This window comes from Halorussus vallis, assembly GCF_024138165.1.
Taxonomy (GTDB): domain Archaea; phylum Halobacteriota; class Halobacteria; order Halobacteriales; family Haladaptataceae; genus Halorussus; species Halorussus vallis.
Genome location: NZ_CP100002.1, coordinates 116,791 through 136,164 on the forward strand (window position 1 = coordinate 116,791; position 19,374 = coordinate 136,164).

Consider the following 19,374-nt stretch of genomic DNA (forward strand, 5'->3'; position numbering starts at 1 on the left):
ACCATGGGACAGATTAACGGTCTACATCACGTGACGGCGTTCGCGAGCGACGCACAGGCGAACCTCGACTTCTTCCGGAAGGTCCTCGGTCTGCGGTTCGTCAAGCGGACGGTGCGCTTCGACATTCCCGAGAAGATATACCACCTATACTACGGCGACGAAGCGGGGTCCGCGGGGTCGATAGTGACGTTCTTCCCCATCGAGGACATGCCGGAGGGGAACATCGGCAAGGGCGGACTCAGCGGGTGCGGACTGGTCATCCCGGAGGACTCCGTCGACTACTGGACGGACCGATTCGGCGAACACGACGTCGAGTACGAGGTCACCGAGCGGTTCGACGAGACGGCCATCGAGTTCTCCGACCCGGACGGCACGCCGTTCGAACTCGTCACGGGCGAGTCCGACATCGAGCCGTGGGACGGCGGCGACGTCCCCGCCGAACACGGCATCCGGGGACTCCACAGCGTGACGGTGCACTCGAACGACCCCGCGGGGTCGTTCCGAGCCCTGGAGACGATGGGCTGGGAGCGCGTGGGTCGGCAGGACTACCCCCAGGCGGGTGACCGCGTCCGGTTCCAGGCGCCCGGCGACGGCACGGGCGCGGAGTTCGTCGACGTTCTCATCCGACCGAACGCCCCGCAGGCGGTGATGGGAACCGGCACCTTCCTGCACATCGCGTTCGACGCGGGCGAGAAGTGGGAGCAGAAGGAGTGGAGCAACCGATTCCGCGACGAGGGCCTCATCACGACGTCCCGGAAGGACCGCGACTACTTCTGGTCGATGTACTTCACCGAACCTGGCGGATCGGTGTTCGAGTTCGCGACCACGGGGCCGGGCGTCACGCTCGACGAGGACGTCGACGAACTCGGCGAGACCCTCAAGGTCCCCGACTGGCTCGACGTCGACATCGAGTACATCGAGGAGCAACTCCCGGACATCACCGTCGACTGACCGCGACCGACGACCCGCGGTTTTCCCGTCGAGTCGAGCGCCGTGCGAGCGGCGGCCGCCGCTCGCACGGTGCTCGGACGACGGACCCGAACGTGCCGACGACGGACCCTGACGCTCGGACCGCGCGCTCGGCTTCGAGTCCGGGACAGCCGAAGAACGTTACACGACGATTCCCGAACGACACACGATGGACTCACGCTACCCGACGAAGCGACCGATAGACGCAGACCACCTCGACGAGGACGCGACTTCCGAGTTCCCGCCCGAGTTGACCAACGTCCCGTGGATAGACGTCCACAACCACGCCCACACGCTGTCGTGGAACGACCGGGAGAAGTTCGCGCTGAGCGGCTGTCAGGGCATGGTGATGATGGCGGCGGGGTACTACTGGACGCCGTACAAGCCGGTCGCGCCCGACGACGTCCGGTACCTCTGGGACGACGCGCTCAACCGACTCGACCAGATTCGACAGTCCCACGTCTTCGACGCGAAACTCGGCGTCGGCATTCACACCGGCGCGCGGGTCGACGACTACGAGGAACTGCTCTCGGTGATGCCGGAGTACTGCGCGCTGGAGGAGGTCGCCGCGGTCGGCGAAATCGGAATCACGGACTCACAGCACGTCTCGCGCTGGGACCTCGACGACCAGAAGGAGGTGACGCGACGTCAGATGGAGATCGCGGCCGACCACGACCTGCCCGCGGTCGTCCACACCCCGCCGAACCTGGAGGACGTCGACATCCCGTTCCGCGAGCGCGGCCCGATTCCGGGCTACGAACTCGACATGAGCCTCCAGCAGGACCCCGTCCTCGAAGCCGAGGACGTCAAGCGGGCGGCGACGGAACTCGACGTCGAGATGAAGGACGAAGCGGGACTGGCCGACGACAAACTAGTGCTCTCGCACGCCGACCGGAGCGTCGCGCCCTACGTCATGGAGAACACCGACTGCTACCTGAGTTTCACCGTGAGCTATCCGTGGCTGCTCGGGGTGACGCCGCGGGACGTCGCCGCGGTCATCGAGGAGTACGGTCCCGACCGCGTGCTGGTCGAAACCGACAGCGCGGGCGTGCTCCGCAGCGACATCTTCTCGTTCAAGCGGACGATTTTCGAACTCTACCGGATGGGAATCGACGTCGAAACCATCAGACAGGTCGTCTACGAGAATCCGCGGCGCCTCCTGGACTGACGTTCGACGGCCGACGCCGAGACGTATCCGCGAGTCGTTATTACCGTCGCGTCGAACACATCTTTCAACTACCTGGCCCGAATAGGGGCGAGCGATGACCCACGGCGGAACCGACCCGCAAGCGGCCTCGTGGCAACACGGGGCGATAGGCGGCGAGCCGAGCGACCGGCCACTCAGCCAACGCCCCGGCGACGGGTCGGTCGCGCGTTCGGACCTCCAGCGCGACCAGACGGTACGCCGGTGGGGACCGGTGACGCCCAGCGCGACCCAGATCGGCCGGGCGGAGTCGCCCGACGCCGACCTGAGCGAACGCATCCGGCGGATGCACGAGGAACGCCACGCCGCGATGGCGGGCCACAGCAAGCGCGTCCACCGCCTCGACAAACTCCGCATCACCCACGCCCTCTGCAACGACCTCTCGCTGACGCCCTGGCAGCGCGACCGCGTCATCGGCGTCATGCAGGACCTCGACCTCACCGCCTTCGGGAGCCAGCGAGCCATCCCGAAGGTCGCGCTGGTCGTCGTGCGCCACGTCGTCGACCGCGAGCGCGAGCACTACCTCGGCCTCCACGACACCGAGTGGATTCGGGAGTTGCCGCCCGAGCGACTCGAAGAACTCTACGACCAGTTCCGCTCCATCACCGACGAGACGCGATTCACCGACCTCGTGGAGAAACACGGCCTGGACGTGACGAGCCTCAATCGACTTCGGCGCGTCCTGCGTGAGCAGATCGAAGACCAGGGTCTCGAAAGCGCGGTCTACGGCCGGAACCCCCACCGCGACCCCAACCTCCCGACGATGACCGCCCGCCGCGACGAAGACGAAGGCGAGGACGAAATCCGGGACTGAACCGAGACGAGCGCCCGAGTCCGATAGCAGAGACGCGGCGAAAATGCGATAGCAGAAGCTGACAGCGCAAGTCGATGTGAAAAATTCTGGTGCGCCCGACGGGCCGGGCGCACTCCGTCTATATCTCTCCGTTGTCGCCAGAATCACTTAAAGGACGGTCGGCCCGTCGGCGGGACACTGCCGACGGGCCGACCACCCTCGTCGCGTCCCTCCGCGCGATTCGCCGGCGGTCACCGCCGGTGAATCGGCAATGCGGTGTGGTAACGAACATCGTTATGGCGGTCCGTTCCGAACGGGCCACACGTCATGCCAGCAGACGGTCACACCGGGGCGGACCTGTTCGTCGAAGCGCTGGAGGAGTACGGGGTCACGCACGTCTTCGGCAACCCGGGGACGACGGAGTTGCCGGTGATGCACGCGCTGGCCGACGCCGACCTGGAGTACCGACTCGGCCTCCACGAGGACGTCGCGGTCGGGATGGCCGCCGGCTACGCCAGCACCCGGCGGTACCACGCCGACCGCGAGTCACGGGGGGAGGACGGCGGCGATTCGGGAGACGGCGGATCGGTAATGCCCGTCGGCGTGGTGAACCTCCACGTCGCGCCCGGCCTCGCCCACGGACTGGGCAACCTCTACGGCGCGCGCGTGGCGGGCGCGCCGCTGGTCGTCACCGCCGGCAACCACAGCACCGACTTCCGCCACGAGGAGCCGATTCTGTCGGGCGACCTGGTCGACATGGCCGAGGAGTTCACCAAGTGGAGCGCCGAGGTTTCGGACGTCTCTGCCCTGCCAACGATGCTCCGGCGGGCGTTCCGGGTCGCGCTCACGCCGCCGACCGGCCCGGTCTTCCTCGCGCTCCCGCTCGACGTGATGACCGCCGAAACCGACGCCGAACCGGAGCGCCTCGGCCCGATTCCCGACGCCGGCCGGGGCGACCCGACGCAGGTCGAACGGGCCGCGGAGTTGGTCGGCGAGGCCGACGACGTGACCCTGGTCGTCGGCGACGGCGTGGCCCGCTCGGGCGTTGACGCGGTCGAGGCCGCGGTCGCGTTCGCCGAGGCGGCGGGCGCGCGGGTCCACGGCGAAATCCTGGCCTGCGAGGTCGACTTCCCGACCGACCACGACCAGTGGGTCTCCTACATCCCGCCGGACGAGAACCTCGCCGCGACCCTGATGGGGGCCGACACGCTCGTCTTCGTCGGCTGTTCGACCAACACCACGCTGGTCCGCCACGAGAACGACCTCGTGCCCGACGACGCAACCTGCGTTCATGTCGGCGACGACGCCTGGCAGGTCGGCAAGAACCATCCCGCTGACGCCGCGGTTGTCGGCGACCCCGGCCGCGTGCTCGCCGAACTGGCCGACCGCGTGCGCGAACGCGTCGACGATGAGACTCGCGAGTCTCGACTCGAGAACGTCGCCGCGGTCAAGGAGATGGTCGAGGCCCAGATGGCCCGGATGGGTGAAGGCGACGCGCCCGACGACCCGCGGGCGTCGAAGGCCGAACTCGTCGACGCGATTCGGACGGCCGCCCCGGACGCCTACGTCGTTGACGAGGGCGTGACCGCCAAGTACGCGATGCTCACCCGGTGGGACCTCGAACCCGAGCAGTACGTCTCGAACAAGGGCGGCGGCCTCGGCTACGGTCTGCCCGCCGCGGTCGGTGCCGCCATCGCCGAGGAGCAGACCGACAACCCGCGAGACGTCCTCGGGTTCATCGGAGACGGGTCGTACCTCTACTACCCCCAGTCGCTCTACTCGGCGGCGCGCTACGACGTCGACCTGACCGTGGTGGTGCCGGACAACCGCAACTACCGAATCCTAAAGGACAACATGCTCAACATGCTCGGCGGCGAGGAGGCCGACTACGACTTCGTGGGGATGGACTTCGACCCGCCGGTCGACGTCCCGGCCAACGCCGAGAGCCACGGCGCGCGCGGACGACTGGTCGAGGACCCCGACGAAATCGCGGACGCGGTGGCCGACGCGATGGACCGCGAGGGGCCGGACGTGCTCGACGTGCTGGTCCACGACTGAGGCGTCGGACTAACGATTAAGTCGCTCGTCGCTGTCTACGACGAACCATGGGGATGGAGGGCGTCCAACAGACACGACACCGAGGCGTACAGGACCGCGTTCGCGGGTTCAACAAGCAGATTCTCAACCCGTTCATGCTGCGCTTCGCGGGGCGACCGCTCGCGCCGTACGGGGTCGTCCGCCACGTCGGGCGACGGACGGGGACGGAGTACGACACGCCCGTGCTGGTCGGGCGGTCGGGCGACCGGTTCGTCGTTCCCCTGCCGTACGGGACCGACGCCGACTGGTACCGGAACGTCCGGGCGGCCGACGGCGCGACCGTCGTCTGGCAGGGGTCGGCCTACCAGGCGACCGAACCGCGACTGACCGACCCGTCGACGGTTCCGAAGGCGTTTCCGGAGTGGATGAATCGACTCGTCGACGCGGGCGAGGCCCAGCAGTACCTCCGACTCGAACGCGGCGAGGAGGTGCCCGAGGTGTACAGGGACGTGACCGAGACGTATCCCGCGAAACCTGCGGTCGTCGGCGTGGCGGGTGCGGCGCTGCTGGCCGGGGTGCTCTGGCGGGCCGCGAGACGACTCGGGTGAGTCGGTTCGACGCGGCGGGTCCCGGCGGCCGCCGGGACCCGCCGCGCCGACCGTCCTCACCGGTCGCGTCGACCATTCTCGCCAGGCGTGTCGACCGCCATTATCGACGATGTCGACACGCCGCTGGCAACGGCGTTGCGAGTTCACTCACTCGGTTTGGACCGAGTCGTTCGCCCGCACCCGCCCTCCCTCCGCAGTTTCGGGGAACATCTTGCCCGGGTTCAGGGTGTCGCGGGGGTCGAGCGCCCGCTTTACCGCTCGCATCGCCTCGACGGTCGCCGGACCGTGCTCGGCCTCCAGGAACTTCCGCTTGCCGAGTCCGATGCCGTGCTCGCCGGTGGCGGTACCGCCCATCTCGATGGCGCGCTCAACCACGGCGGCGTACACCTCCTCGGCGGCCGCGACCGCCTCGGGGTCGTCCTCGTCGACCAGCACCGTGTAGTGGAGGTTGCCGTCGCCCGCGTGGCCGAAGCAGGGCACCAGCAGGTCGTGCTCGTCGGCGAGGTCCTTGACGTAGCCGACGACGTCGGGGTACCGGCTGATGGGGACGGTCACGTCGCCCGGGTGGAGCGGCGAGAGGTCGGGGTCGTAGCTCTGGAGCGCGAACGCGAGTTCCCGGCGGGCGCGCCAGAGGTCGTCCATCTCGTCGCCCTCGGCCACCTCGAACCGCCGGACGCCGTGGTCCTCGAACACCGACCGGCAGAAGTCTATCTCCTCCTCGACGCCGTGGTTGGCGTGGAACTCGACGAAGACCATCGGCACGTCGGGCAGGTCGGTGCCGGTGTAGGCGTTGGCCATCAGGGCGCTGTCGCCGTCGACGAGTTCGATGGTCGCGACGTCGACGCCTGAGCGGACTGCGTCGAACACCGCGTTCGCGGCGTCGTCGAGCGTCGGGAACAGCGCGCGGCCGCCCCGAATCTGGGCGGGCCGGCCCGCGAGTTCCAGCGTCGCGCGGGTCACCACTGCGAGAGTGCCCTCGCTCCCGACGAGCAGTTCCTTGAGGTTGTACCCGCTGGAGGTCTTGGCCGCCTTGCTCCCGGCGGTGATCACCGACCCGTCGGCCAGGACGGCTTCGAGTTCGAGCACCCAGTCGCCGACCTCGCCGTACTTGACCGTCTTCATCCCCGAGGCGTCGGTGGCTATCATCCCCCCGACCGTCGAGATGTCGCCCGAAGACGGCAGCGGCGGGAAGAACAGGCCCTCCGAGGCGACCGCCTCGTCGACCCGCGAACCGAGGACGCCCGGTTCGACGTCGACCTGGAAGTCGTCGGGGCGCACGTCGAGGACGGCGTCCATCCGCGACAGGTCGAGGCTGATACCGCGGTGGGCGGGAACCGCGTTTCCCTCCAGGCCCGTGCCGGCAGCGTAGGGCGTCACCGGCACGCCGCGGTCGTTCGCGGCCGCGAGCACCGCCGACGTATCGGCGGTGCTCGCGGGCCAGACCACCGCATCAGGCGTTACCCCAAGGTCGAGTTGGTCGGCGCCGAAGTCGGTCGCGTGGGTGTCGCGGGCCGACTCGCCGAACGAGACGTCGCCCTCCAGGTTGAGGTCCGAGAGGAACGAGCAGTCGTGTGCCATACGATACCATTGTACGCTCGGCGCTTAAACGTTGGAGCCTACGAATCCCGTCGGTATCGAGCACCGGGCCGCCGTCAGTATTCCGGCGGTACGTAGAGGTTCAGCGTCTCCAGGGGTTCGTCGCCCGCGTTGGCGATCTCGTGAGTTTCGCCGCGTTCTATCAGCAGAAGGTCGCCCGCGTCGAGCGTCGCGGTTTCGCCGTCGACGGTCACTTCGCCCGCGCCCGCCACCACGTAGAGCCACTGGTCGCTGTCCGCGTGACGGTTCTCGGGGCCGCCGGTCGACTCGCCGGGCGGCAGCGTCATCGCGGCGGCCTGAGCGCGGTCGTTCTCCAGTAGCACGTCGAACCGCCCGTCACCGTCGGCGTCGGCGTCGGCGTCGGCGGTACCGAGGCCGGTGTCGATGCGTTTCACGCGCCGAGAGACGCCCCCGCCGGGCAGAAGCGTTGTGGCGGAGTTCGATGGTTGCGGCGAGACTCAGTCCTGGGCGGCCTCGCTCACCCGGCCCGAAATCGGCTCGGAGGCGGCGTCGCGCTCTCTGACGCGCATCCAGACGGGGTCGCGGGGTCGGGCGGTGATGCTCGGCCGGAGGTCGAGTTTCGGTTCCGAAACCAGTTCGAGGTGGTACCGCTGGAGCACCGTCGCCAGCACGAGGCGGGCCTCCAGCAGGGCGAAGCGGTCGCCGACGCACCGCCGCGGGCCGGCCGCGAACGGGAAGTACGCCAGCCGCGGCAGCGAATCGCGGAACTCGTCGGTCCAGCGCTCGGGCCGGAACGCCATCGGGTCGTCGTACCACCGCGGGTCGCGGTGGACGACGTGCTGGCCCATCGAAACGGTCACGCCCGCGGGAATCCGGTAGTCGCCCACCCGGTCGTCTTCGACCGGTTCGCGGACGATGCCGGGCACCGGCGGGTAGAGCCGCATCGACTCGGTGACGACCCGGTCGAGGTACGTCAGGTCGTCCAGGTCGGCCACGGTCGGCGGTTCGTCGCCGAGTTCCGCTTCGAGTTCGGCCAGCAGTTTCGCCTCGACCTCCGAGTGCTGGGCGAGCAGGAAGAAGGTGAACGTCAGCGCCAGCGCGGTCGTCTCGTGGCCGGCCAGCAGCAGCGTCATCACCTCGTCGTGGACCTGGCGCTCGCTCATGCCGACGCCCTCCTCGTCGCGGGCCGCCAGCAGTTTCGAAATCACGTCCTCGTCGGTGGGGTTCTCGCGGCGCTCGCGCACGATGGCCGCGACCACCTCGTCGAGCGTCTCGACCGCGCGGTCGAACCGGCGGTTCTCGGGCGTCGGCACCCACCGCGGAATCAGGTCGGTCAGCGAGAACTCCGAGGCGGCCATCACGACGTCGAGGGCGTCACCGACCCGGTCGGATTCGTCGCCTAAATCGAGGCCGAACAGGGTCCGACCGACGATTTCGAGCGTGAGTCCCGCCATGTCTTCGTGGACGTTCCGGCGCTGGCCGTCGCGCCACCGCCCGACGCGGCGGTCGGTCGTCTCGACCATCATCTCGCCGTAGGTGCCGATGCGGTCGGGCGAGAACGCCGGTTGGATGAGGTGGCGCTGGCGTCGCCAGAACTCGCCCTCGCTGTTGAGCAGGCCGTTGCCGGTGACCGGTCCGAGCGTCTCCTGGAACGCCTCGCCCTTGACGTAGTTCTGGTTGTTGTGGACCAGCACGCGCTCGATGTGGTCGGGGTGCGCGAGGTGGTAGACCCACCCGCCGGGGACCTTCCAGCGGACCACGTCGCCGTACTCGCGGTGCATCCGTCGCTCGAACTCGAAGGGGTCGCGGGCGTAGCCGGGGAGGTTGCCGACGACCGGGAGTCCGGACGGGCCGGGCGGCAGCGCGCCGGGGCCGCGACTCGCTTGCTCGCGGTTCATCGTTCTACAAGCGGGAAACTCCGCCGTTTACGGCGGGGAGGACCGCGACATGGTGCGAATTTACGCCACTCTCGGTTGCTGACATACTCCCCACTACGAACGGAAACGTTATAAATCTAACCAGACGCATATGAAGTATGGCGGAAGTTCGTCGCACGGTCGTCGTCAAACTCGATATGGACGACAGCGACGCAACTCTCCTCCACGAAACCGTCGAGGAGTACCTGTGGGCCTGCAACTACGTCGTCCAAGACGCATGGAAAGACGACTACAAGCCCACCTCGAAAACGAAACTCCACGACCGGACGTACTCCGACGTGCGCGAACAGACGCGCCTACAGGCAAACCTCGTTCAATCCGCACGCAACCGGGCCGCCGAAGCCATCAAGGGCGTCGTCGCCCAGTGGCAGAACGGCAAGAAGGCGTCGCAACCGCACTTCACGACGCCATCCGTCAGGTACGACAAACGGAGTGCGACATTCCACGACGACCGCGTATCTCTCTCCACGGTGAACGGACGTATCGAAGCCGAATACGTCCTCCCACCGGAGGGGGACAACCCGCACACCAAGTACCTCCGCGACGACGATTACGAGGTGACGGGTGCGACGCTTCAGTACCGCGACGCGACGGACACCTTTTTCCTCCACATCGGAACGAAGGCCGATGTGGAGTCTGAGATGCCGGACAAATCAGAAGGCGACGCCGAGAACAGTACAGTCCTCGGCGTGGACCTCGGTATCGAACAAATTGCCGTCACGTCAACCGGGATGTTCTGGAGCGGCGACTACCTCAACCACCGTCGCCGGGAGTACGAGCGCGTGCGTGGCGACCTTCAACGGACAGGCACGGAGTCAGCCCATCGAACCATCGAACGGATGGGCAACCGGGAGACGCGGTGGGTCGAAGATTACCTACACCGAATCTCGAAAGCAATCGTCCAAGAAGCCGTCGCGCACGGGTGCGACCAGATAGCGTTCGAGGAGTTGACGGACATCCGCGACCGTATGCCAGGTGCGAAAAAGTTCCATGCGTGGGCGTTCCGCCGCTTGTACGATTACACGGCGTACAAGGCTGAAGCGGAGGGTATCGAAGCCACTCAGGTAGATCCGGCGTACACGTCCAAGCGTTGCTCGAAGTGCGGGACGACGCTGGACGAGAATCGTCCGTCTCAAGCGAAGTTCTGTTGTCAGAAGTGTGATTACGAGGTCAACGCGGATTACAACGCGGCGAAGAACATCGGCTTTCGGCTACTCCGTGCAGGGCAAAAGTCTCCGCATGGAGGGGCGACACGTCACCTCGCCCTAAAGTCGGGAACGCTGAACGTGAATGGCGGCTACTCGCCTGCCAACCAATAGGGTTGGCCAGAACGGGAGTTCACCGACAAGCTCCGCCCTAAAGGGCGGAGAAGGTGACCCTCTGTCCGTTCGTGTCGGAGAGCCAAGAAGGCGATGCTAGCGAGTCGAAGATAGGAGAAGTTTAACGATTCCGGTAGCGAGAAATGCGACGCGCCCGGCACGCCGGGCGCGTCCTGCCTCGTATCTACCCGTTGTCGCCAAAACTACTTAAAGCGAGGCTCGAGGTTCGGTCGCTCCGAGTAATACTGTACGAAGTGCGAATGCGAAAGCGCGAGTGCAAGGTCCGAGAAACGAGATTCGAAGCCGCGCGACCGCTCGCGGTCGCGCGGCTCGAACGCCGGAAGAAGTCCCGGCGTCACCGCCTCGTATCTACCCGTTATCGCCAGAACCACTTAAACGAGGGTGCGCGGTCGTCGACCGACGACCGCGTCGAAGCGACCCCGACTGTCGCCCGTCACGATTCGTCCGCTTCTGCGACGACGGTCGGCAAGTTGGTTTATCACCTCCGACCGATTCAGTTTGGATAGATGCGCGGAATACTGGTCGGCGGCGCCGGCGCGGTCGAGCGGCGCCACCTCACCGAGTTCGCCCCCGAACCGTGGTACGAGACGACGACGCTCTCGTCGGCGGCGTTCGCCGCCGCGCACGTCCACCACGGCGAACGCGCGCCCGAAACCCATCGAGTTATCGAGACGGGGACAACCCGGTACCTCCGCCACGGCGTCGTCCGCCGGTCGCCCTACGAAGACGAGTCGGAACTCGCGGCGGCCTTGCTCGACGACCCGGGCACCGTCCTTCCCGAACTCGACGGAACCTTCCTCCTCTGTGCGTTCGACGACGAGGACATCGTCGTCGCGACCGACCGACTCGCGTCGAAGCGACTCTACGTGTCGCGCGACCCCTTCGTGGCCGGGTCGTCGCTCGCGGCGCTCGCTCGCCACCGGACCGACCCCGAAATCGACCCCGCGACCGTCGGCGACCTGCTGACGTTCGGCTTCGCGTGGAACGACCGCACGCTCGTGAAGGGCGTCGACGCGGCGCCGATCGCGAGCTACGTGCGAGCGTCCGACGCCGGACCGCGGCGCTACGCGTCGTTCGTCTCCGGCCCGTCCGGCGCCTCCGACGAGCGCGGCTCGGACGGCTTCGTCGACGACGTCGCCGCCGACTACCGAAGCGCGATGCGTGAGAGCGTCGAGTGCGTCGGCGACGACGCTCGGCTCGGAACGTGGCTCTCGGGCGGTTTCGACAGTCGCGTCGCCGTCAAGGAGCTTCGCGACGCCGCGGGCGACGTGCGGACGTTCACCTACGACGGCAACCCGGCGGACGGCACCAACGTCGAACCGGCGGCCGCGCTCGCCGACGCGCTCGGCGTCCGCCACGAGGTTTGCGAGTTCACGCCGGACGGCCTCGCGGCGAACCTCGACAGGGCGGCGCTGCTGACCGACGGGATGAACACCTGGCGCAACTTCCACGGCATCGACTACGTCTTCGACCGCCTGGCGGACGAGGTCGACGTGATGGTGGACGTCTCCGGGCAGGGCGAACTGTTCGGCGACGACGTGTTCGTCGAGACGCTCGACCGCGAGAGCGAGTCCGCGCTCGCCGACGCCCTGTACGAGGACTTCGCGGCGTTCGACGCCGGTGAGGTGCTCACGACCTCGTACTCCGGCCGACGGACGACCGAAGCGGCGGTTTCGCGGGCGGCGGGCGACGGCGTCTACGCAACCGGGTCCGACGTCGTCTACGCCAACTACTTCCGAAACCACTACCGCGGCGACCTCGTCGGCTCTCAGGTCGGCGTCCGCGCGCCGCTGACGAACGCCGCGCTCCTCGAACGCGCGGGGAACCTTCCCCGGCGGTACCGCCAGCGCTACTTCCGACTGACCGGCGGAATCGTTCCGCTCCCGGTTTCGCCGCTGAAACTCGAACTGGTCCGGTCGATGGGGTCGTCGGTCGACTCGGTGAAGTACGAGCGGACGAACCTGCGGCCGAAGTGGCCCCAACCCGTGCAGTTGCTCGGGGCGGCGTACGTCAAACTCCGCCACGGCCGGTACGGAACCTACTCCGAGTGGTATCGCTCGGAACCGGCGCTCCGGCGCGCCGTCGACGACAGGTTGGCGACCGTCACCGAGCTACCGTTCGTCGACGAGCGAGCGGTGGCGGACCTCCGTCGGCGAGTGCTCGACGGCGACGACGATGCGCTCCACCCGCTCGGCATCCTCTCGACGATGGAGAGCTGGCGTCGGCAGGTGCTCTGAGCGCGGCCTCTCTCAGCCCCACCGGGCGACGCGAACGCGTCGCCCGGTGCGGAAGCCGGCGCGGAGGTCGGCGAACTGGGCGAAACGCCGACGAACCGACGACGTTTTGGTCGCCGGCGGAGCCACGAATGATATGGGGTCACACGACACGCCCGGGTACAGGTCGGCGACCGCCGAGCGGGAGTCTCGCTGGGTCGAGCGACTCCGGTCGGCGGCGACGACCCAGTCGCTGAGTTGGCGACTCGGCGAACAGGTCGTCGCCGACGAGGACGTCCGGGTATCGTTCGAACTCGAACGTTCGGACCGGCGGACCAGACTGACCGCCTACGCCGCCAGTCCGGAGACGTACCTCGTCCGGTGGCAGTCGCCGGCCGGCCGGTGCACCTACTTCGAAGTGCTACGCTCGGAGTTCGACCGCGACCTCCGGCGGCGAATCCGGTACGGTCGCTGGCACGTCGTCGAGTCGGCGTGACCGGCGAAAACCGAGTAACCGGCGGGAGAAGCGAACGAGCGAACGGACGAGCGGACGAATGAATGAGTAGGCCGACGAACGACGACGCTACCCTTCGACGGTTCTGGTCGCGCTGTTGTCCACGCAGAGCTGAACGTTCCCGTTGGTGTACAGCACCGCCTGGCTCGGCCGGCACATCCGCTCGCGCTCTATCTGGGTGGTCCAGCCGATACCGGGACCGGCGTCGAACAGCGGCGCGCCGGTCGACTGGTAGCGCCGGTACACCGTGACGTTCCTGTCGACCTCCGTGCCGTTGGCCATCACCGTCGCCATGTCGGACGGATACGCCCCGCGGCGGGTGTACAGCGTCTGATAGGGCTGGTCGGTGTACAGCACCTCGCTCGGCAGGAGGTTCTCGGACTTGGGCGACCCGGTCATCCGGCCGATGGAGTCGACCGCCGCGAGTTCCGACTCCGTGTAGGAGACTCGGGTCTGGAAGTCCGGGAACGCCGGATTGTCGAGGGTGCCGTTGCTCGACATCACCATCGCGCCGGGGAACACCAGCGCGAACAGCAGGAGTCCGACCGCGAGGACCCTGGGGTTGAGTTCGGCGTCGAGGTAGCGGAAGCCGACCGCGGTCAGCACCGCCAGCGGGGCGTAGAGGAAGGCGAACCACCGCTGGGGGATGAAGTTCCGGATGCCGAACATCGGCAGGCCGAGCACGAACACCAGCATGAGCGCCGAGGCGAGCAGCAGGGTGAACACCGAGTGGCGGGCCCGCCGCCGGTGGACGACGTACAGACAGCCGACGAACGCCCCCAGCAGGAGGAGCAGGAAGCCGACGGTGTCGATGTACTTCGCGATCTGTTCGATGGTCGTGGGTTTCGGGATGGCCGCGGCCGCCGGACTGGAACTCGACGACGGCTGGGCGATGTTCATGAACCCGGCGCTCTCCTGAATCGTCTGACGGAGGTAGCTCAGCACCGTCCCCAGGAAGGTGCCCCGGTTGTAGGGGGTCAGCGACCACGTGAAGATGGCCAGCCCCACGTCGAACGTCAGCAGGCCGAAGAGGTTCGCGGGTTTCTTCGACCCGAGCGCGCCGCGGGCGTCCGGCGGGTCGAACAGCCCCAGCGTGAGCACCAGTTGGGCCACTAGCGCCGCGCCCAGGAGCACGAGCATGATGAACGACGACACCTGGTGGGTGAACACGACGGCCACCGTCAGGAACACCAGCACCGCGAAGTCCCGAAGCCGGTAGTCGGTCTGCATCACCCGCACCAGCATGTACAGCACCGCGAGGAAGAACACCAGCCCGTGGCTCGTCGGAATCAGGTGGATGCCCCACTCGATGAAGTAGTCGCCGAACGAGTACAGCAGCGCGGCCAGCACCGCCCACCGGGCGTCGACCAACTGGACCGTCGCCGCGTAGACCAGCAGGACCGACAGCGGCATCACGACCCCGACCGAGAGGTAGAGGCCGCTGCGCAGCGACACGTCGGCGAACATCGAGGTGGTGACGATGAGCAGGTGGTACAGCGGCGAGGCGTAGTGCTTGTTGCCCGAAATCGCCGACAGCGAGTTCGCCGCGTCGATGCGCGCCGCGAGGTCGGTGACGTGGGTCCAGATGTCGATGCCGACGAACCCGGGCGTCGTGTACAGCGCGGCGTATCTGACGATGAACGCGAGCGCGACGATTTCGAGGAGGTACAGCCCGGTCTGGAAGTCCTCCTCGTGGGTGAACAGCACCTGCAACAGCACGACGGTGCCCGTGATGCCCGCGAGCACGTAGAACGGTCGGGTGCGCCCGGCCGTCACCGTCGCCGTCACTATCATCAGCGCCATCCCGACGAACGCGAGGCTGGGCAACAGCCGCGAAATCGGCCGGGTCACCGTCGGCAGGCCGGTCGCGTAACTATCGGTGTAGGCCGACGCGAGGTAGAGCGCGCAGGCCAGCCCCAGCACGACAGGTACCGTCTCGATGTAGATCTGGGACGCGAGGAACCGCAGGGGGAACAGCGCGAGCGCCACGACCAGGCCGATGACCGCGGCGTCGACGTCGAAGCGGCGGTTCGCCAGCCAGCCGCCGGACCTAGTTCCCATGGCGCACCTCCCGTTCGTCGCCGACGCGCCCGCCGGCGGGCGCGTCGGCCGGACGGTCGGCCGCCGAATCGCCAAGCGTCTCGCCGTCCGCCGAATTGCCGTCCACCGGGTTGCCGTCCACCGGGTCGGCGGGCGCGCCGCCGCGGCGGCGCGTCCGCCGACCGGATTCGGAGACGCGGTCGTTCCGCTCGCGGCCGGCGCTGCGGTCGTCCCCGCGCCGGTCGAGCACGCGGTCGTACAGCCCCGCGAGTCGGTCGCCCATCGTCTCGACGCTCAGGCCGGAGACGACCTCCCGGCCGTCGGACCGACCGCCGCCGAAGGCGGCGTCGAGTCCGGCGGCCAGCGCGTCGTCGTCGTCCGAAACCGTCGAGTGGGTCACGTCGCCGACGGCGTCGGCCGCGAACCCGACGTCGGTCGAAACCACCGGGACGTTGCAGGCCGCGGCCTCCTTGACGACCATCGGGCCGCTCTCGCGCTCGGAGGTGACCAGCAGTGCGTCGGCCGCGTTGAAGTAGTAGGGCACCTCCTCGTAGTCGACGCCCGAGATCGACCGGAGTCGAGCGTCGGCGTTCGCGAGCGAGACGACGCGCTTGGCGCGCTCGTAGTCCTTCTCCGGGCGGTCGGGGTCGTAGGGGAACAGCGCCACATTTTCCTCGTCGGGCCATCCGACGCGCTCGCGGGCCTCGTCCTTGGGAATCGGCCGGAACAGGTCGGTGTCGACGCCGAACGGAACGTAGGTGTAGTCGCCGTCGAGCGCGTCGGCCATCGCCCGACTCGGCAGGATTACCGCGTCTGCCGCGCTCGCACACGCGACGCCGAGTCGCCGGAGCCACTCGGGACCCATCAGGTCGGTCCCCCAGAAGGTGACGACCAGCGGGACGTCGGCGAGTCGGGCGGCCGCGACCGCGTAGGGCGCGACCAGGCCGTAGTTGGCGTGGACGAGGTCGTACGATTCGCCCGCGCCGACCTCGCGGAGCACTCCCGGGAGGTACCGGACGTAGTCGGTCGGAACTCGGCCGTCCTCGCCCGTCCGCGGGACCGACAGGGTCGAACACTCGACGCCGCGTGCTTCGAGTGCCGCGACCTGCTGGTCGAAGAACGGCCGGGGCGTGGTGGTTAGCTGGAGCGCTCTCACGTCGGGGTCACCTCCTCGCGTCTCGTGCGGTCGTCGGGGGTCCCGGACGCCACCGCCGCGACGGCGCGCTCGACCATCCCGGGCGCGTCGGTCTTGTCGGCGAGCATCGCCTCGCGGCGCTCCGCGTACGTCTCGGGGTCGCCGTCCTCCAGTACCGCGACCGCGCGGTCGAGGCCGCGGCGGTGGCGCTCCTCACCGTCGAAGTGGTAGAGCAGGCCGTAGTCGGCGAGTTCGTCGGTGTAGCCCATCGAGAGGGTGTTGACGTACACCGCGGGCGTGCCCAGCACCGCGCTCTCGGCCGCCATCGTCGCGCCCTCGCCGACGAAGAGGTCGGCGTGAGCGAGCAGGTCGTGCATCCGCTCGGGCGCGACCGAAACCCGCCGGGATTCGAGGTCCGACGGGAGCGCGCCCTCGGCGGTGATGAGTACCTCGCCGCCGGCGGCTTCGAGGCGCTCGACCACCTCGCGGACGTCGCCGAAACCGCCGTTGCCCACGTCGTGGGACGCGCCCCAGTCGACCAGTCGCAGGACGACGAGGCGGTCGTCGGGGTCGGCGCCGAGGCCCTCTACTACCGCGGGGTCGGCGTCGAAGCGGTCCGGGTGGAGGTACGCGAGTTCGTGGTAGCCCGCGTAGCCGACGTGCGGGGCCTCGACCTCGCGGCCGAAGCAGTCGGGCGTGAAGACGGCGTCGGCGAGCGGGTACGCCAGTCTCTGGATGAGTTCGGCGTGCTCGGTGTCGTAGAAGACGACCGACTTCGCGCCGGTCGCGGCCGCCACGTGGGCGGCCGCGACCCCGCCGATGGCGGTGATGACGTCCGGATCGAGCGCGAGCGCCCGCCGGAGCAGGCGGGCCTCGTAGGTCGCCTGGACCCGAGCCAGCGAGAGCAGCGAGTCCGACGCGCCCGCCAGCACCTCGTGGTCGATGTCGTAGGCCTCCAGCAGGTCGATGGCCATCTCCTTCTCGCGGGCGAAGACGCGGACCTCGTGGCCCGCCGCCTCCCAGTTCTCGATGGCGTGCTTGAAGAAGTGGACGTGGGCGGGGTGCTGGACGGTGACGACGACGGTCATCGCGTCGCCGTCCGGCGTCGCGGTTTCTCCCGCCGCCGCGTTTCCGTTCGTCGCGCTTTCGCCCGTCATCGCTCTCCCTCCCGGTCGGCGAACTCGTGGGCCTCGCGGCCCTCGTTCGCCCGGGCGTCGAGCGCCATCCCGGCCAGCACCGCGAGCGTGCCGGCGAAGAGCGCGCCGAGCGCGTTCCTCGCGGCCGCGGAGGCAGTGTCGCCGTCGGAGTCTTCGGTGCCATCCTCCGCGGAACCCACCGCGCTCGCGGCGGCGCGCCGCGCCGCCGCGAGCGCCGACCCCGCCGCCAGCAGGCCGCCCGCCGTGCCGGCGCCGTAGGCCAGCGAGACGGGGTCGGTCGGACCGTAGCGCTCGCGGAGTCGCCAGCAGAAGTTCCGGAACAGCATGCCCGACACCTTCGGGATGTACTCGACGTAGTCGATGCTGCTCTCCTCGTCGCCGTACTTCGCGGGCATCGACACGTCGGCGACCGTCATCCCGGCGGCGTTGAGTTTCACCAGCACGTCGTTGCAGTAGCCGTAGTACTCGTACATCCCTTCGAGGTCGATGGCCCACAGCGCTTCGAGCGAGACGGCGGTGTAGCCGTTCTGCGGGTCGGACATCCGCCAGTAGCCGCTGGCGATGCGGGTCAGGTAGGTCAGAATCCAGTTGCCGACCTGCCGGAACCGCGGCATCTCCTCGCGGTAGGCGGGGTTGGCCAGCCGATTACCCTTCGTGTAATCGGCCTCGCCGGCCACGATGGGGTCGAGGAACCGGGGCATGATGCCGGGGTCCATCTGGCCGTCGGCGTCGATGGTGACGGTGACGTCAACGCCCTCCTCGCGCGCGCGGAGGTATCCGGTCTTGAGCGCGCCGCCTGCGCCCCGATTCTCCTCGTGGCGAATCGGAACCACGGTCGGCCCCGACTCGGCGACGCCGCCGTCCGAGGCGACTTCCGACCCTCGCCCCGCTTCGTTCGGTTCCCCGCCGTCTGCGGCGGTCGCGGCCCCGGCCGGCGCGTCACCCTCGGACTCGTCGGCGGGCGCGCCGTCCTCGCCGGACTGCGCTCGCTCGCCCGCGTCAGCGGTTTCTGCGTACGCGCAGATCTCGTCCCACGTGCCGTCGGTCGAGGCGTCGTCGACGACGTACACCCGGTCGACGAACGCGGGAATCTCGTCGAGGACCGCGCCGACGTGGCCCTCCTCGTTGTACGCCGGCACGACGACGCCGACGGTGTGGTCGCGGTACATCTACGCACCTCGCTCGCCCGCGACTGTACGCGTCGTTCGTGCGTCCGCGGCCGTCCGCGCCGCGGGCGTCGATACCTCGGCTATCCGGTCGCTCGTTCGCTCCGTATCGTCCTGTAGATGGATCATGAGACGGTCCTCCGACGGATTTCCGTCGTGGTGCCCGGCACGACGGGAGAGCGCCGGGCGGTCGTTCGGTTCGTTTCGCCGAACGGTCGAGCGGGGCTTTATTATAGAGCGGATAAGCGGCTCTCGCGCGCCGAACCGGCCGTCGAGCGAGGTGTGAACGGGTGACGTGCGGGGCGGGCCGTCGAGAGCGGGCGAATCGAACAGCCGTCGAACGGGAACTCGCTCGACGTCGGTCGGCGGTGAGCAGGGGTCGGTCGCCGACGGAGGGAACGTCGCGGACCGACGGGGAGTCCGTGTCGCGCGTCGGAACGCGCTCGTGCGCCGGTCTTCCGACATCGCGTTCGCGAACGCGGCCCGAGGTCCCGATAAGCGAGTCCGTCGCGCGGTCGACCGCTCGACGGACTCGCGACTGCTTCTGACGACCCGTGGCGACCGTGCGGTGAATCGGCGACAACCCGCAACGAACCGCGATGCGGTTCGTTCTATCTTCCTTCAATATCGTATTTGACTACTCGATTCGGCGTCAGTTTCGACAGTTATTCGGAGTGTAGAACGTCCGACAACGGCTTACACGG

Annotated in this window: 15 protein-coding genes; 8 read left to right on the top strand and 7 right to left on the bottom strand. The window is 68.4% G+C overall.

From position 1 onward, the window contains the following. Positions 1 to 3: 3 nt before the first annotated feature. From NGM07_RS23140 to NGM07_RS23160, 5 genes are all read left to right on the top strand, one after another. On the top strand, positions 4 to 951 hold the full coding sequence (locus NGM07_RS23140) for a VOC family protein (protein WP_253521606.1): 948 nt from the start codon (positions 4 to 6) through the stop codon (positions 949 to 951). A 187-nt stretch (positions 952 to 1,138) separates the two neighbouring features. Next, positions 1,139 to 2,137, top strand: a complete 999-nt coding sequence (locus tag NGM07_RS23145) for a TatD family hydrolase (protein WP_253521608.1) — start codon at positions 1,139 to 1,141, stop codon at positions 2,135 to 2,137. Positions 2,138 to 2,231: 94 nt separating this feature from the next. Beyond that, positions 2,232 to 2,987: a DNA-directed RNA polymerase subunit epsilon gene (locus NGM07_RS23150; protein ID WP_253521611.1), complete on the top strand. Its 756-nt coding sequence runs from the start codon at positions 2,232 to 2,234 to the stop codon at positions 2,985 to 2,987. Positions 2,988 to 3,293: 306 nt separating this feature from the next. Continuing rightward, positions 3,294 to 5,024 carry a thiamine pyrophosphate-binding protein gene (locus NGM07_RS23155; RefSeq protein WP_253521216.1) on the top strand — a complete coding sequence of 577 codons (1,731 nt, stop codon included), beginning with the start codon at positions 3,294 to 3,296 and terminating at the stop codon, positions 5,022 to 5,024. 47 nt (positions 5,025 to 5,071) lie between these two features. After that, positions 5,072 to 5,611: a nitroreductase/quinone reductase family protein gene (locus NGM07_RS23160; RefSeq protein WP_253521219.1), complete on the top strand. Its 540-nt coding sequence runs from the start codon at positions 5,072 to 5,074 to the stop codon at positions 5,609 to 5,611. A gap of 147 nt (positions 5,612 to 5,758) precedes the next feature. Here the strand turns inward: NGM07_RS23160 and NGM07_RS23165 are convergent, their stop codons facing one another. The 3 genes from NGM07_RS23165 to NGM07_RS23175 all read right to left on the bottom strand — a co-directional run bounded on the left by NGM07_RS23165 (position 5,759) and on the right by NGM07_RS23175 (position 9,066). Then, on the bottom strand, positions 5,759 to 7,189 hold the full coding sequence (locus NGM07_RS23165) for an FAD-binding oxidoreductase (protein WP_253521222.1): 1,431 nt from the start codon (positions 7,187 to 7,189) through the stop codon (positions 5,759 to 5,761). A 74-nt stretch (positions 7,190 to 7,263) separates the two neighbouring features. Continuing rightward, positions 7,264 to 7,593: a cupin domain-containing protein gene (locus tag NGM07_RS23170; protein WP_253521620.1), complete on the bottom strand. Its 330-nt coding sequence runs from the start codon at positions 7,591 to 7,593 to the stop codon at positions 7,264 to 7,266. A 72-nt stretch (positions 7,594 to 7,665) separates the two neighbouring features. Then, positions 7,666 to 9,066 carry a cytochrome P450 gene (locus NGM07_RS23175; RefSeq protein WP_253521224.1) on the bottom strand — a complete coding sequence of 467 codons (1,401 nt, stop codon included), beginning with the start codon at positions 9,064 to 9,066 and terminating at the stop codon, positions 7,666 to 7,668. Positions 9,067 to 9,203: 137 nt separating this feature from the next. Here NGM07_RS23175 and NGM07_RS23180 point away from each other — a divergent pair, with 137 nt between their 5' ends. The 3 genes from NGM07_RS23180 (at position 9,204) to NGM07_RS23190 (ending at position 13,154) form a co-directional block, all read left to right on the top strand. Then, positions 9,204 to 10,424 carry an RNA-guided endonuclease InsQ/TnpB family protein gene (locus NGM07_RS23180; protein ID WP_253521226.1) on the top strand — a complete coding sequence of 407 codons (1,221 nt, stop codon included), beginning with the start codon at positions 9,204 to 9,206 and terminating at the stop codon, positions 10,422 to 10,424. A gap of 527 nt (positions 10,425 to 10,951) precedes the next feature. Continuing rightward, a complete protein-coding gene (locus tag NGM07_RS23185) occupies positions 10,952 to 12,682 on the top strand; it encodes an asparagine synthase-related protein (RefSeq protein ID WP_253521227.1) in 1,731 nt (576 codons plus the stop codon). Between the two features lie 133 nt (positions 12,683 to 12,815). Continuing rightward, positions 12,816 to 13,154, top strand: a complete 339-nt coding sequence (locus tag NGM07_RS23190; protein ID WP_253521229.1) for a hypothetical protein — start codon at positions 12,816 to 12,818, stop codon at positions 13,152 to 13,154. An 87-nt stretch (positions 13,155 to 13,241) separates the two neighbouring features. Here the strand turns inward: NGM07_RS23190 and NGM07_RS23195 are convergent, their stop codons facing one another. The 4 genes from NGM07_RS23195 to NGM07_RS23210 form a co-directional block, all read right to left on the bottom strand. After that, entirely contained in the window at positions 13,242 to 15,233 is a 1,992-nt protein-coding gene (locus NGM07_RS23195; protein WP_253521231.1) for a putative glycosyltransferase family protein, read from the bottom strand. Then, positions 15,223 to 16,368 (bottom strand): glycosyltransferase, encoded by a 1,146-nt coding sequence (locus tag NGM07_RS23200; RefSeq protein WP_368410336.1) that lies wholly within the window; start codon positions 16,366 to 16,368, stop codon positions 15,223 to 15,225. Before NGM07_RS23200 ends, NGM07_RS23195 begins: the two co-directional genes overlap by 11 nt. Further along, positions 16,365 to 17,435, bottom strand: a complete 1,071-nt coding sequence (locus NGM07_RS23205; protein ID WP_253521622.1) for a DUF354 domain-containing protein — start codon at positions 17,433 to 17,435, stop codon at positions 16,365 to 16,367. Before NGM07_RS23205 ends, NGM07_RS23200 begins: the two co-directional genes overlap by 4 nt. Before the next feature lie 65 nt (positions 17,436 to 17,500). Continuing rightward, positions 17,501 to 18,673 (bottom strand): glycosyltransferase family 2 protein, encoded by a 1,173-nt coding sequence (locus tag NGM07_RS23210; protein WP_253521232.1) that lies wholly within the window; start codon positions 18,671 to 18,673, stop codon positions 17,501 to 17,503. Between the last annotated feature and the right edge of the window lie 701 nt (positions 18,674 to 19,374).

Coding starts and splice junctions, on each gene's coding strand:
- NGM07_RS23140 (WP_253521606.1), top strand. CDS start 4: ATGGGACAGATTAACGGTCTACATCACGTGACGGCGTTCGCGAGCGAC.
- NGM07_RS23145 (WP_253521608.1), top strand. CDS start 1,139: ATGGACTCACGCTACCCGACGAAGCGACCGATAGACGCAGACCACCTC.
- NGM07_RS23150 (WP_253521611.1), top strand. CDS start 2,232: ATGACCCACGGCGGAACCGACCCGCAAGCGGCCTCGTGGCAACACGGG.
- NGM07_RS23155 (WP_253521216.1), top strand. CDS start 3,294: ATGCCAGCAGACGGTCACACCGGGGCGGACCTGTTCGTCGAAGCGCTG.
- NGM07_RS23160 (WP_253521219.1), top strand. CDS start 5,072: ATGGGGATGGAGGGCGTCCAACAGACACGACACCGAGGCGTACAGGAC.
- NGM07_RS23165 (WP_253521222.1), bottom strand. CDS start 7,189: ATGGCACACGACTGCTCGTTCCTCTCGGACCTCAACCTGGAGGGCGAC.
- NGM07_RS23175 (WP_253521224.1), bottom strand. CDS start 9,066: ATGAACCGCGAGCAAGCGAGTCGCGGCCCCGGCGCGCTGCCGCCCGGC.
- NGM07_RS23180 (WP_253521226.1), top strand. CDS start 9,204: ATGGCGGAAGTTCGTCGCACGGTCGTCGTCAAACTCGATATGGACGAC.
- NGM07_RS23185 (WP_253521227.1), top strand. CDS start 10,952: ATGCGCGGAATACTGGTCGGCGGCGCCGGCGCGGTCGAGCGGCGCCAC.
- NGM07_RS23190 (WP_253521229.1), top strand. CDS start 12,816: ATGGGGTCACACGACACGCCCGGGTACAGGTCGGCGACCGCCGAGCGG.
- NGM07_RS23195 (WP_253521231.1), bottom strand. CDS start 15,233: ATGGGAACTAGGTCCGGCGGCTGGCTGGCGAACCGCCGCTTCGACGTC.
- NGM07_RS23205 (WP_253521622.1), bottom strand. CDS start 17,435: ATGACCGTCGTCGTCACCGTCCAGCACCCCGCCCACGTCCACTTCTTC.
- NGM07_RS23210 (WP_253521232.1), bottom strand. CDS start 18,673: ATGTACCGCGACCACACCGTCGGCGTCGTCGTGCCGGCGTACAACGAG.